This is a genomic window from Mesorhizobium sp. WSM4311, assembly GCF_002295115.1.
In the GTDB taxonomy this organism is placed as follows: domain Bacteria; phylum Pseudomonadota; class Alphaproteobacteria; order Rhizobiales; family Rhizobiaceae; genus Mesorhizobium.
Window position 1 is genome coordinate 94,983 of record NZ_NSFV01000005.1, and the last position, 12,366, is coordinate 107,348.

Sequence of the window (12,366 nt, forward strand, 5' to 3'; positions counted from 1 at the left end):
TGTCAGTACACCCTGGCCTTGGGCGCGATCTTGGCGAGGCTGATGCCGCCGTCCTTTTCGGCCAGCAGCGGCTCGGTGTGCACCGGCCGGTAGCTGAGCGTCACCTTGCCGTCTTCGCTCACCCTGGCCAGCGTGTGCTTGCGCCAGGCGGCATCGTCGCGCGCGGAAAAGTCCTCACGCGCATGCGCGCCGCGGCTCTCCTTGCGCGCCTCGGCGCCGTAGACGGTGGTGATGGCGTTGGCCATCAGGTTTTCCAGTTCCAGCGTCTCGACCAGATCCGAATTCCAGATCATCGAGCGGTCGAACACTTTGATGTCCTTGAGCTCGCCCCAGATTTGCGAAATGCGCTTGCAGCCGTTTTCGAGCGATTCCTGCGTGCGGAACACGGCGGCGTCTTCCTGCATCGCCTTCTGCATCTTTTCACGCAAGCTTGCCGTCGGCGTCGAGCCATTGGCGTGGCGCAGCCGGTCGAAGCGATCCATGATCTTTTCGACCGAGGCCTCGTTGGGGGCGGGGATCGCCGACTTGCGGTCGATGACCTGGCCGGCCCGGATCGCCGCCGCGCGGCCGAACACCACCAGGTCGATCAGCGAGTTCGAGCCCAGCCGGTTGGCGCCGTGGACAGAGGCACAGCCGGCCTCGCCGACCGCCATCAGGCCCGGCGACACCTTGTCCGGGCTCCTCGCCGTCGGGTTGAGCACCTCGCCCCAGTAATTGGTCGGCACGCCGCCCATATTGTAGTGCACCGTCGGCAGCACCGGGATCGGCTCCTTGGTCAGGTCGACGCCGGCAAAGATTTTTGCCGATTCCGAAATGCCGGGCAGCCGCTCATGCAGCACGGCTGGGTCGAGATGGTCGAGATGCAGGAAGATGTGGTCCTTCTTCGGGCCGACGCCGCGGCCTTCGCGGATCTCCAGCGTCATGCAGCGCGAGACGACGTCGCGCGAGGCAAGGTCCTTTGCCGACGGCGCGTAGCGCTCCATGAAGCGCTCGCCTTCGGAATTGACGAGATAGCCGCCCTCGCCGCGCGCGCCTTCGGTGATCAGGCAGCCGGCGCCATAGATGCCGGTTGGGTGGAACTGCACGAACTCCATGTCCTGCAGCGGAAAGCCGGCGCGAGCCGCCATGCCGCCGCCGTCACCGGTGCAGGTGTGCGCCGAGGTGGCGGAGAAATAGGCCCGGCCGTAACCGCCGGTGGCCAGCACCACCATCTTGGCCGAGAAGCGGTGGATGGTGCCGTCGTCGAGGTTCCAGGCGACGACACCCGTGCAGGTGCCGTCCGGCTCCATGATCAGATCGAGCGCGAAATACTCGATGAAGAACTGCGCGTTGTTCTTCAGCGACTGGCCGTAGAGCGTGTGCAGCATGGCGTGGCCGGTGCGGTCGGCGGCGGCGCAGGTGCGCTGCACCGGCGGGCCTTCGCCGAAATTCATCATCATGCCACCGAACGGCCGCTGATAGATCTTGCCTTCTTCGGTGCGCGAGAACGGCACGCCGTAATGTTCGAGTTCGTAGACGGCGGCAGGCGCCTGCTGGACCATGTACTCCTGCGCGTCGATGTCGCCCAGCCAATCCGAACCCTTGACGGTGTCGAAGAGATGCCATTGCCAATTGTCGGGGCCCATATTGGACAGCGAAGCGGCAATGCCGCCTTGCGCGGCCACCGTGTGCGAGCGCGTCGGGAACACCTTGGTGATGCAGGCGGTGCGCAGGCCCTGTTCGGCCATGCCGAGCGTGGCGCGCAGGCCCGCCCCCCCGGCGCCGACCACCACCACGTCGAATTTGTGGTCGACAAAATTATAGCCTGCCATTTTGGCTGATTTCGCGTCCTTGGCCAACTCAGCCTCCGAATGCCAGCTTGAGCAGGGCGAAGATCGAGGCGACGCCGACCGCTACGGTGAAAAATGTATTGAGCGCGATCGTCGCCAGCTTCAGGCTTTCGCTGGTGATGTAATCCTCGATGATCACCTGCATGCCGAGGCGCATATGGATGAGCCCGGAGATGAGCACCAGGGCCAGCACCAGCGCCACGAACGGATTGGCGAGCGCCGCGCGCACTTCCGCATAGCCGGCGCCGTTGAGCGCGATCAGGAACCCGACGAAGAACAGCATCAGCGGGATGTTGGCGATGGCCGTCAGCCGCTGGCGCCAGAAATGGCCGGTGCCTTCGCGGGCGGAGCCGAGGCCGCGGACTTTCGCCAGCGGCGTGCGCATGTCGGTATTGCTCTTGCCGCTCATGATCAAGCTCCTCGCGCCATGTAGCCGGCGATCCAGATCAGCAGGGTGAGCAGGACCGAGCCGACAAGCGTCGCCCAGGCGATCTTCGAGGCCGTATGCTTTTCCAGCCCGGCGCCCGTATCCCAGACCAGGTGGCGCACGCCGCCCAGCATGTGATGCATCAGCGCCCAGGTGTAGCCGAACAGGATGAGCCGGCCGAGCCAGGTGCCGAAGGCCCAGTTGACCCAGTCGAAGACGCCTTGAGAGCTCGCCGCCGCCATCAGCCAGACCGAGACCAGCAGCGTGCCGAAATAAAGCGCCCCGCCGGTGATGCGATGGATGATCGACATCGTCATGGTGACCGGCGGCCGGTAGATCGTCAGGTGCGGCGAAAGCGGCCGTTCACGTCTGGCGAATTCGCGGGTGGCTGGTGATTTGCTCATGGCTCCCCCAGGTTCGGCGTCTTCGTGCATGTCGCCCAAAAGTGACCTCGGTTTTGCGAGGACGGCATGCACAGAACAACAATCCAGAGCGCGTCGCATGAATCCGTTTCGGCGCGACGCGCTTAGCCTCAGATGGAAACGCGGCATTGCCGCTTCCGGTTGCGACTTCGGACAGGCGGTTTCTAATGCTCTTTTTGCACCGCGTCAAAGCCAGAAAATCGTTTTGGAAACGTCATTTAGTCTGACAAAAAAGGCAGGCTCGGGCTTCAATCGATTAGCGGTGGAGGACCCAAGGCCGGCTCGATATCGCTGCAGTGCAGCATAAGCGACTTCTTGGCCGTGCGGCCTAGCGCTTGCAGGTCTGCGGCGTCGAGCCCCTCTTCATCACCAGCGCCTCACGCCCGTCGATCACGATTGCGTTATGCGTGGCGGCTTCCTGGTAGCGGCTGGACTGGTTGGCGGGCGACGCCGCAAACTCTTCGGTCGCGCCATTCGGCTCGATCACACGCAACGACGAGCCGAGGTTTTGGATGGTGATCGCGCTGCCATTGCCGCATCCATAGGTTGCCGTACCCACTGTGGATCGCGGCGCGGTGAGGTCGGTGGTGATCTTGGTTGCCGGTGCAGGAGGCGCCGATGCCGGGGGCGTCGCGGCTGCGATGGACTGCCGAGCCGGCGCAGGCGGGACGACATTGGCCGCCTTCGGCGCGCCATCCTGCGGCACACAGGCCGCAACGACGGCAAGCAACGGGAAAACGGACACCCGAACCGTCCGGCGTAATCCCATATGCTGTCCTCCCGCGCGGCAGACTAGCCACGATGTTGCGCCCAGATCAAGGTTGCCCCGAGGCTGCCTTTAAATCCATTCGATGCCGGCCGCGATGGTGCCGCCAAGCATGGCCGAATGATGGCTATCGGGTTTTCACTCCAGTCGGGAATTAACCATGTTTGACGAGACATCGCCGCGCAACGCGCCGGCCTCTTAACAAAGGTTAAGAAAAGGTTAATTTCTGATTCGAGGAGCCATGCATGTCGCCCAAAAGTGCGTCAGCGGTTTTGGGGCAATGACATGCATCCAGACAAGTAACCAAAAAGCGTGTCTCGACGCGCTTTGGCCTCTAACCATCGGGAAGACCATGCGTTCGAACTCAAGCAGATCACGCCTCTCGGCGCTTATCGTGGCCGTCTCGCTCGCCGGCCTGGCGACGCCCACGCTGGCCAATGGACGCCACCAGGATCGCGTCTATGCCGATTCCTTCGGCAATCTCGTCATCGACAGCGCGGCCGGCTACAAGCGCATCATCGTCGGCCAAGGCAAGCTGGCCAAGAAGCTGGCCGACTACACCAGCGCCGGCCAGCCCAAGGTGATCTACCAGAACGAATCCGACGAGATTTCAGGCTATGGCGATTGCTACCGGCCGCCGGTCTTCGTCAAAGGCCGCAGCTATATGTACGGGCTTTCCGACGGCGAGATGCCGGAACTCAGCCCCTGCCGCTAGTACAATTCGCCGTTTCACGGAAACGGCGAAGAGATGGATCAGGATGACGTTTCGACCAAAGTCATGCTGATCTGGAATTGATGACGATTGCGCTGGACGACCACTCGCCTCCCGGCCCGGCCGAGACACGGACGCAGTCACGCCCGGCATTCTTTGCCAGGTAGAGCGCCTCGTCGGCGCGCCGCATGAGATCGGCGGTGGTTTCACCGGGATGAAGTTCGGCAACCCCGAAACTCGCCGTGCAGCGATTGTTCGCCGGCAGCCCGTCGATGGGCAGCGCGCCGAATGCGCTGCGCGTGCCCTCGGCGAACAGCCGGGCGGCGGCCAGATTGGTTCCGGGCAGCATGATGGCGAATTCCTCGCCGCCGATGCGGCCCGCGACATGGTGCCCGGCGGCGGCTTCGCGCAGGAAACCGGCAAAGGTCTCGATCACCCGGTCGCCGGAGGCATGGCCGAAATTGTCGTTGATGCTCTTGAAATGATCGAGATCGGCGATGACCAGCGCGACCGGCACACCTTGCCGCATGGCGCCAAGCACGGCCTGCTCGGCCTGGCGCGTGAAGGCACCGCGATTGAGCAGTCTGGACAGCGTATCTGTCTCCGATCTCGACGTCACTTCGGCCAACACATCGCGGACAAGGATGGCCAGCGTCAGCAGCGCCATGGCCAGGGCAAAGACGGTGCCGAGCGATTGCGACACCAGCGCGTAGCTGCTTTGCAGATAGGCCTGCGGATTAGCGCCCCAGCCGCCGAGCGCATGCGCGATGAACGGCTTTGAGGCGAACTGCACGCCGCTGGCGGCGAGCACCGCCATCAGGATACGATCGAGCCGGCCACGCCTTTGCCTGGACGACCAGACGATGGCCAATCCGACGAATTGCATGACGGCATAGGGGAGCTGGTAGGCCATCATGCGCACCAGCGACTGGCGCGGCAGGTCTTGCACGAAATAGACGACGATGGTGGCGGCGACCAGGAAGAACAGCATCGGCGACCATGGCGGCGCGACGCCGTATTTGCGGGCCAGTCCGACGTTGAAGGCTATTGTTGCGCCCAGGAAAACCGCGAAGGCGGTGACCACCGGCAGCCGGGCATCGGTGAAGGCGGGAATGCTGAATTCGATCGCCGAATAGACCATGCCCAGGACATAGCCAGAAGCAAACCAGCGCGCCGGGGCGCGGCCGACATCATGAAACGCCACCGCCATGAAGGATGCCGCCAGCAGGCCGGCAACCGACAGATTGATCAACAAGATAAAGTTCGCGCCGCTCATCTCTTTCGCACCCCGTGTCTCACCTAAACACCTACGGGCGAAAAAGACGTTAACGTGAGGCGGGATACACGGCTTCAGCCGGCCTTGGACGGCTCCGGCACGAACAACGTTTCGGGCCGTTCGTACGACAGGCGCACGCTGTCGCGGCCATTTTTCTTGGCCTTGTAAAGCGCCTCGTCGGCACGCCGCATCAACGGCTCCAGCGCTTCCTCGCCGCTGCGGGCCGCCACGCCGAAACTGGCGGTGACCTTGGTGCCGGCGGGAAGCCCGTCGACGCCGCCTGCCGAGTAGAGCGTGCGCACAGCCTCGGCGAACAGGCGCGCGGCGGCGAGATCGCTGAGCGGCAGGAGCACAGCGAACTCCTCGCCGCCGATGCGTCCGGCAGCGCCGCGCGCGCCGGTGGCCGACCGGAGCTTGGCGGCGAAATCAGCGATCACCCGGTCGCCGGCGGCATGCCCGTGCACATCGTTGAGCGCCTTGAAATGATCGAGGTCGGCCAGTACCAGCGCCACCGGGAACCTGGCCATCGCGCAGTGTCGCAGGAGCTGGGCCGCGCGCTCCTCGAAGCCGCGCCGGTTGAGCAGGCCCGAAAGCGGATCGGTGTGCGTCTCGGCCTTCAGGGCCTTCATGACGTCGAGCGCCGCGGCGGTGAACAGGCAGAGCGCGATCAGCAGCGACAGCAGCGCATGCGACAGCAGCGCCGTCGTCCAGTAGGACGAGCTGTAGAATCCATCATAGCTGGTGAACGGCCCGTGCGCGATGACGACGACGAGGGTTCGCACGAAGAAGTTGAGGCCCGACAGCAGCGACAGCACGAACAGGATCTTCTCGGTCGGGCCATTGTTGCGCACCGGGCGCAATTCGGCGGCCACCAGAAGGCTGAGACCGCCGAAGGCGAAATTCATCGCCAGGATACGCCAAGTGAGATCCGGCGCGACAAAGAGGAACCAGCAGAACGAGGCCAGACCGCCACCGGTCAGCACGCCGATCGCCACATAGGGCACCTTGCGGCCATAACGGGCGACGATTGCGCCCGACAGGCAGCAGCCGGCGATGGCGAAGCAGATGTTGGACACCAGCTTGGTCAGCACCATGCCGATGGGCAAGGTGAAATACTGGAACAGAAAGCCGGGCGCCGAAACACAATAGCTGAGCGCCAGCACGGCCAGATAGGGCCGGTGACGCTGATAGGCCCATAGCACGAAGAAGGCCGCGCCGAGGGCCAGCGCGATCGTCGGATTGAGCAGCGCTATGAACAGGCCGGTGTCCAAAGGACGGTGACTTCCCCTCGCTTTACGTCAGGGAAGACCTTAGCGCGCAAGCCCAAACAAGCGGTTAAGCCCGAACGCATATGCGGACCGCGCGAATGAAAAAGACCCCGGAACCGCAATGCGGTCCGGGGTCCGGCAATCATCGGAACGTGTGGACCGGAGGTTATTTCCAGTCGCGGATGTCGACGAAGTGGCCGGCGATCGCCGCCGCCGCCGCCATGGCCGGCGACACCAGATGGGTGCGGCCCTTGAAGCCTTGCCTTCCCTCGAAATTGCGGTTCGAGGTCGAGGCGCAGCGTTCATGCGGCTTCAGCCGGTCGTCGTTCATGGCAAGGCACATCGAGCAACCCGGCTCGCGCCAGTCGAAGCCGGCGGCGAGGAAGATCTTGTCGAGGCCCTCGGCTTCCGCCTGTTCCTTGACCAGGCCGGAGCCCGGCACGATCATGGCGTTGACGCGCGGATTGACGGTCTTGCCCTCGATTACCTTGGCGGCGGCGCGAAGATCCTCGATGCGGCCATTGGTGCAGGAACCGATGAAGACACGGTCGAGCGCGATGTCGGTGATCTTGGTGCCCGGCGTCAGGCCCATATAGTCCAGCGCCCGCTGCTTGGAGGTGCGCTTGTTCTCGTCGGCGATATCGTCCGGGTTCGGCACGATGCCTTGCACGGAGACGACATCCTCGGGCGACGAGCCCCAGGAAACGATCGGCGGCAGCTTGGCCGCGTCGAGCACGATCACCTTGTCGAAATGCGCGCCTTCGTCCGACTGCAGCGTCTTCCAATAGGCGAGCGCGGCGTCCCAGGCCGCGCCCTTCGGCGCGCGCGGCTTGTCCTTGACATAGGCGAAGGTGGTCTCGTCGGCGGCTATCAGGCCGGCGCGCGCGCCGCCCTCGATCGACATGTTGCAGATCGTCATGCGGCCTTCCATCGACAGCGAGCGGATCGCCTCGCCGGCATATTCGATGACATAGCCGGTGCCGCCAGCGGTGCCGATCTCGCCGATGATGGCGAGGATGATGTCCTTGGCGGTGACGCCTTCCGGCAGCTGGCCGTCGACGCGCACCAGCATGTTCTTGGCCTTGCGCTGGATCAGCGTCTGCGTCGCCAGCACATGCTCGACTTCCGACGTGCCGATGCCGTGCGCCAGCGCGCCGAACGCGCCATGCGTCGAAGTGTGGCTGTCGCCGCACACGATCGTCATGCCGGGCAGCGTAAAGCCCTGCTCGGGACCGATGATGTGGACGATGCCCTGGCGGATATCGTTCTCGGAATAATATTCGACGCCGAAGTCCTTGGCGTTCTTGGCCAGCGCCTCGACCTGGATGCGGCTTTGCTCGTTCTTGATGCCGAACTTGCGCTCGGGCGAGGTTGAGACATTGTGATCGACGACTGCCAGCGTCTTTTCCGGATGGCGGACCTTGCGGCCGCTCAGGCGCAGGCCTTCGAAGGCCTGCGGGCTGGTCACTTCATGGACCAGGTGCCGGTCGATATAGAGCAGGCAGGTGCCGTCGTCCTGGCGGTCGACGACGTGGTCGTCGAAAATCTTGTCGTAGAGGGTGCGCGGTGCGCTCATGTGCGTAGATCCGTCGATATGAGAATGGGAAGAGTGTAACGCCGCAGCCCCTTGGCCCGGCGAAAGCGGTCTAGCTAAGTCGGCTGGTCAAAGCGCCGCAGACGCGCGCGGAGAAGCGCGACGGCAGGCGTTTTCTGTCCTGCAGCACGAACCCCTTGTAGGCCGGATCGCCAAAAAGCTCTTCCATGGCGTGGCTCATACCAATGTTTTGGCTTTTCGGCAATTGCGGCGTGGCCTGGCGGGCTCCCCGCCCTCACTTACACATCTTCAGGGGCAGGAAGGGCACCAAGCTCGACGAACTCGCGCCTTTCCTCTCCCCCCTCCGGAGGGAGAGGAAGGCAGCCAAGATCGGGGAACTCGCAGCTCACATCACCTCGAACACAAAAGTCTTCACCAGCGCATCCGGCTCGGCGATCGCGTAGCAGCGAAACCACGGACTTTGCTCGACCGGCCGCCATTTTCTCGCCTGCTCCAATTCGTCGAACACGGCCTGAAACCCGCCGCTCTCGAACACCTGGTCGCGCACGGTGAAGATAGCGTGGCCGCGCTTTTTGGTGATGCGCACCAGTTCGTGCAGGCCCGCCGCCGGCGCGTGGCTGATGGTGAACACGCCGGTCGAGAAGAAGGCGCGGAAATGACCATCCGGCCAGGGTAGCTTCCCGCCCAGCATCGCCTGTTTCAGCTCGCTATAGGCGTTGCGGCTGCCGGCGATCTTCAGCATGTCGTCCGAGAGATCCAGCCCGGCAATGTCGCCATAGCCCAGCGCCTTCAGCGACGGACCCGACAGGCCGGTGCCGCAGCCGGCATCGAGCAGCGGCCCTTCGCCAGCCGGAACATGGCGCGCCACCCAGGCGGTGATCAGGAACGGCAGGAGATAGCCGAGCGAGGCGGTCTCGCTGTCATAGGTCGCGGCCCAGGCGGCATAGGCCTGCGCCAGTGTTTCCGGCGTGTCCGCGCCATAGACGGAATCCAGCGCCGCATTGGCCTTGTCGACCTTCATGAGACCTCCCTCGATGTCGACAGGATCGTAACCCTGTCCTCACCCAAAAACTATTCCTCGTGCTGGCGGCGCAGGCGCCGCTCCAGCGCCCTGAGCGCCAGCGACAGGCCGACGGTCAGGATGAGATAGATATAGGCAACGATCGAATAGGTCTCGAAGAAGCGGAACGAGCCGGCGGCATAGATCTTGCCCATCTGGGTGATGTCGGCGACGCCGAGCACCGAGACCAGCGAGGAATCCTTGACCAAAGCGACGAAATCATTGCCGAGCGGCGGCAATATGGTGCGGATCGCCTGCGGAAAGACGATCAGCCGGAAGCGTTGCGCACGGCTCAGCCCAAGCGCCTTGGCCGCCTCGATCTGGCCCTTCTCGACCGCCTGGATGCCGGCGCGGAAGACCTCCGAGATGAAGGCGGAGTAGCCGATGGTCAGCGCCATGATGGCCCGCCACAACAGCGACACGTCGCGCACCAGGAGCTCACCCAGATAGCCCGCGCTTTGCAGCGGCGCGGTCAGCGCGTTCCAGGCCGCGACGAAGGCCGGCGCGCCGGCAAAGGCGATCCAGAACAACAGTACCAGGATCGGCACGCCGCGGATGATCTCGACATAGAAGCGCGCGATCTGGCGAAGCCAGGGCGAACCCGACAAGCCCATCAGCGCAACGCCGAGACCGATGATCGACGCCATGGCGAAGGCGACGACGGTGACGAAGACGGTGATGCCGATGCCCTTGGCGACCGTGGCGAAGACCTGGGCATAGAGATCGCTGGCCGCGATGAACAAGGCGGCCGCCAGTGCAAGCACGGCGGCAGCGGCAAGCCACCAGGGGAATTCGGCTTTGGTGGAGGATGACGAAGGCGGTGCCATCAGGCGCTGTCGCCGCGATGGAAGTCCCGAAAGGGTGGCGCCAAGGCACCCCCCTCTGGCTTGCCAGCCATCTCCCGCTCAAGGGGGGAGATCGGATCTTTGATCGGCTTTCGCCAACCATCTACGTCGACTGGAGGGCGCCGTTGGCCGAACAGCCAGTCTCCCCCCTTGAGCGGGAGATGCCCGGCAGGGCACAGGGGGGCGTTCGAGCGCAAGCTCAGCGCGAATTGCCGCGCATGACCATCATGAAGTGCACGTCGCAAGGAGGCTCACTGCCCCATCTTGTAGTCAAGAAACCACTTCTTGTTCAACGCATCGAACGTGCCGTCCGCCTTGAGCGCGGCGATCGCGGCGTTGACCGGCTTCACCAGGTCCGATCCCTTCGGGAAGATGAAGCCAAAGTCCTCGGTGCCGAGCGGGCCGCCGATCAGCTTGAGCTTGCCCTCGGAAGCATCGACATAGCCCTTGCCGGCGGTGCCGTCGGTCAGCACGACATCGACGTCGCCCGACTTCAGGGCCTGCACCGTGGCGCCAAAAGTCTCGAACAGTTTGATGCGCGGGTTCTGCTCATTGCCGTCGAGCACGCTGTAGACGGCGGTGTAGAAGGGCGTGGTGCCGGGCTGCGCACCGATCAGCCCGTCCTTGAAGGCGCCGAAGGTCTTGGCGTCGGTGAAGCGGCTTTCGTCGCCGCGCACCAGCATGAACTGCTCCGAGCGCATATAGGGGTCGGAGAAATCGACCTTCTCCTTGCGGTCGTCCTTGATGGTGATGCCGGTCATGCCGATGTTGTACTGGTTGTCGGAAACCGCCTGGATCATCGCGTCCCAGGAGGTGTTCCGGTAGTCGACCTTGAAATTGAGCCGCTTGGCGATTTCGTTCATCGCGTCATATTCCCAGCCGATCTGCTTGCCCGTCTTGGGATCGATGAACTGCAGCGGCGGATAGGCGTTTTCAGTCACCACCACCACTTGTTTGCCGCCGAGATCGGGCAGCGCCTGCGCGAACGCGACAACGGGCGCCAGCACCAGGGCCAGCAGGCCGGCCAGCAGCAGTTTCGACTTGGTCATGACACACTCCGGAAAATTGAAGGCGCCCGGACATGCGCCGGGCTTGCAGGAAAGACGGCGCCGACTTTAGCTTTCCGCAAGCGCCATGCAAGACGGTCCGCTGCTCAAGCTCACGCGAAAGTGGATTGCGATGCCTTCAACCTCGGAATTCAGGGATAATCCGTACCCAGCACGGCGTGGACTACCCCAAGCCGGGAACCAGCGCCTCCGCATCCGCCGACCGGTCATCGGCGGTGGCGTTGCGCAAGCCGGCGACGAGATGGGTGAGCGTCGCGTGCAGCGCTTTCGCCTCGCCAGGCTCCAGCGGCACGCTGCAGGCGAGCGCCAGGGACACATCCTTCGCGTGCGCACGCAACGCCTGGCCCCTGGCCGTCGGCTCGACTAGCACGCGGCGCTCATCGGCGGCATCGCGACGGCGGGTGACGAGCCCGCCCGCCTCCATCCGCTTGAGCAGCGGTGTCAGCGTCGCGGAATCGAGGCCCAGCGCCTCGCCAAGCGCGCCCACCGTGCTCGGTGCGTGCTCCCACAGCGCCAGCATGACCAGATATTGCGGATAGGTCAGGCCGAGCGGATCGAGCAACGGCCGATAGAGCTTGGTCATCAGCCCGCTCGCCGAATAGAGCGCGAAGCAGAGCTGTTGATCTAGTCGAGGCACCTTGACCGTCCCGACGGTCTCCGCCGGGGCGGCGCTGGTGTTCTTTGCGGTCTTTGTGGTCTTTCCCGTCATGCCGCCTTTACCGAAAGCGCCACCTCGACATTGCCCCGGATGGCGTTGGAATAGGGGCAGATCTTGTGTGCTTCCGATACAAGCGCTTCCGCGGCCGCCTGATCAAGGCCTTTCGTCTGGGCCGCGAGCGCGACGCCGAGCTTGAAGCCCTCGCCATTGGGAAGCAGGCTGACGGTGGAGGTTACCCCGGCATCGGTGAGCGGCAGCTTCTGTTTGCGCGCGACGAAGCGGATGGCGCTTTCGAAGCAGGCGGCGTAGCCGACGGCGAAAAGCTGCTCGGGATTGGTGGCGCCACCTGGCCCGCCGAGTTCCTTGGCCATCGCCAGATCGACCTTGAGCAGGCCGTCGGTGGTCTCGCCATGGCCGGCGCGGCCGCCGGTGACGTGAGCCTGTGTGGTGTAGAGTGCCATTGCAAATCTCCAATTATCTT

Annotated in this window: 13 protein-coding genes; 1 reads left to right on the forward strand and 12 read right to left on the reverse strand. The window is 64.1% G+C overall.

From position 1 onward, the window contains the following. Positions 1-2: 2 nt before the first annotated feature. From sdhA to CK226_RS14560, 4 genes are all read right to left on the reverse strand, one after another. The gene (sdhA, locus tag CK226_RS14545; protein WP_095774774.1) at positions 3-1,838 is read right to left on the reverse strand and encodes a succinate dehydrogenase flavoprotein subunit; all 1,836 of its coding nucleotides are present in this window, start codon (positions 1,836-1,838) and stop codon (positions 3-5) included. Position 1,839: 1 nt separating this feature from the next. After that, positions 1,840-2,238 carry a succinate dehydrogenase, hydrophobic membrane anchor protein gene (gene sdhD, locus CK226_RS14550; RefSeq protein WP_095792240.1) on the reverse strand — a complete coding sequence of 133 codons (399 nt, stop codon included), beginning with the start codon at positions 2,236-2,238 and terminating at the stop codon, positions 1,840-1,842. Between the two features lie 2 nt (positions 2,239-2,240). Further along, positions 2,241-2,660, reverse strand: a complete 420-nt coding sequence (sdhC, locus tag CK226_RS14555; RefSeq protein ID WP_095774776.1) for a succinate dehydrogenase, cytochrome b556 subunit — start codon at positions 2,658-2,660, stop codon at positions 2,241-2,243. 346 nt (positions 2,661-3,006) lie between these two features. After that, positions 3,007-3,447: a hypothetical protein gene (locus tag CK226_RS14560; protein WP_095774777.1), complete on the reverse strand. Its 441-nt coding sequence runs from the start codon at positions 3,445-3,447 to the stop codon at positions 3,007-3,009. A gap of 349 nt (positions 3,448-3,796) precedes the next feature. Between CK226_RS14560 and CK226_RS14565 the strand changes: the two genes are divergently transcribed. Beyond that, positions 3,797-4,159: a hypothetical protein gene (locus tag CK226_RS14565; RefSeq protein WP_095774778.1), complete on the forward strand. Its 363-nt coding sequence runs from the start codon at positions 3,797-3,799 to the stop codon at positions 4,157-4,159. A gap of 61 nt (positions 4,160-4,220) precedes the next feature. Here the strand turns inward: CK226_RS14565 and CK226_RS14570 are convergent, their stop codons facing one another. The 8 genes from CK226_RS14570 to CK226_RS14615 all read right to left on the reverse strand — a co-directional run bounded on the left by CK226_RS14570 (position 4,221) and on the right by CK226_RS14615 (position 12,346). Further along, positions 4,221-5,432, reverse strand: a complete 1,212-nt coding sequence (locus CK226_RS14570) for a GGDEF domain-containing protein (protein ID WP_095774779.1) — start codon at positions 5,430-5,432, stop codon at positions 4,221-4,223. Between the two features lie 74 nt (positions 5,433-5,506). Then, positions 5,507-6,703, reverse strand: a complete 1,197-nt coding sequence (locus CK226_RS14575; protein WP_095774780.1) for a GGDEF domain-containing protein — start codon at positions 6,701-6,703, stop codon at positions 5,507-5,509. A gap of 163 nt (positions 6,704-6,866) precedes the next feature. Next, the gene (gene leuC / locus CK226_RS14580) at positions 6,867-8,276 is read right to left on the reverse strand and encodes a 3-isopropylmalate dehydratase large subunit (RefSeq protein WP_095792241.1); all 1,410 of its coding nucleotides are present in this window, start codon (positions 8,274-8,276) and stop codon (positions 6,867-6,869) included. A 364-nt stretch (positions 8,277-8,640) separates the two neighbouring features. Continuing rightward, entirely contained in the window at positions 8,641-9,276 is a 636-nt protein-coding gene (locus tag CK226_RS14590) for a class I SAM-dependent methyltransferase (RefSeq protein ID WP_095792242.1), read from the reverse strand. Positions 9,277-9,326: 50 nt separating this feature from the next. Further along, positions 9,327-10,142, reverse strand: a complete 816-nt coding sequence (locus CK226_RS14595) for an amino acid ABC transporter permease (protein ID WP_095792243.1) — start codon at positions 10,140-10,142, stop codon at positions 9,327-9,329. Between the two features lie 269 nt (positions 10,143-10,411). After that, on the reverse strand, positions 10,412-11,209 hold the full coding sequence (locus tag CK226_RS14605) for a transporter substrate-binding domain-containing protein (RefSeq protein WP_095792244.1): 798 nt from the start codon (positions 11,207-11,209) through the stop codon (positions 10,412-10,414). Positions 11,210-11,390: 181 nt separating this feature from the next. Beyond that, a complete protein-coding gene (locus CK226_RS14610; RefSeq protein ID WP_095792245.1) occupies positions 11,391-11,936 on the reverse strand; it encodes a MarR family transcriptional regulator in 546 nt (181 codons plus the stop codon). After that, a complete protein-coding gene (locus tag CK226_RS14615) occupies positions 11,933-12,346 on the reverse strand; it encodes an organic hydroperoxide resistance protein (RefSeq protein WP_095774786.1) in 414 nt (137 codons plus the stop codon). The genes CK226_RS14610 and CK226_RS14615 overlap by 4 nt, the downstream gene beginning before the upstream one ends. Positions 12,347-12,366: the final 20 nt, after the last annotated feature.

Excerpts from the sequence above, each read along its gene's own strand:
- sdhD (WP_095792240.1), bottom strand. The coding sequence starts at position 2,238 with ATGAGCGGCAAGAGCAATACCGACATGCGCACGCCGCTGGCGAAAGTC.
- sdhC (WP_095774776.1), bottom strand. The coding sequence starts at position 2,660 with ATGAGCAAATCACCAGCCACCCGCGAATTCGCCAGACGTGAACGGCCG.
- CK226_RS14560 (WP_095774777.1), bottom strand. The coding sequence starts at position 3,447 with ATGGGATTACGCCGGACGGTTCGGGTGTCCGTTTTCCCGTTGCTTGCC.
- CK226_RS14565 (WP_095774778.1), top strand. The coding sequence starts at position 3,797 with ATGCGTTCGAACTCAAGCAGATCACGCCTCTCGGCGCTTATCGTGGCC.
- CK226_RS14570 (WP_095774779.1), bottom strand. The coding sequence starts at position 5,432 with ATGAGCGGCGCGAACTTTATCTTGTTGATCAATCTGTCGGTTGCCGGC.
- leuC (WP_095792241.1), bottom strand. The coding sequence starts at position 8,276 with ATGAGCGCACCGCGCACCCTCTACGACAAGATTTTCGACGACCACGTC.
- CK226_RS14590 (WP_095792242.1), bottom strand. The coding sequence starts at position 9,276 with ATGAAGGTCGACAAGGCCAATGCGGCGCTGGATTCCGTCTATGGCGCG.
- CK226_RS14595 (WP_095792243.1), bottom strand. The coding sequence starts at position 10,142 with ATGGCACCGCCTTCGTCATCCTCCACCAAAGCCGAATTCCCCTGGTGG.
- CK226_RS14605 (WP_095792244.1), bottom strand. The coding sequence starts at position 11,209 with ATGACCAAGTCGAAACTGCTGCTGGCCGGCCTGCTGGCCCTGGTGCTG.
- CK226_RS14610 (WP_095792245.1), bottom strand. The coding sequence starts at position 11,936 with ATGACGGGAAAGACCACAAAGACCGCAAAGAACACCAGCGCCGCCCCG.
- CK226_RS14615 (WP_095774786.1), bottom strand. The coding sequence starts at position 12,346 with ATGGCACTCTACACCACACAGGCTCACGTCACCGGCGGCCGCGCCGGC.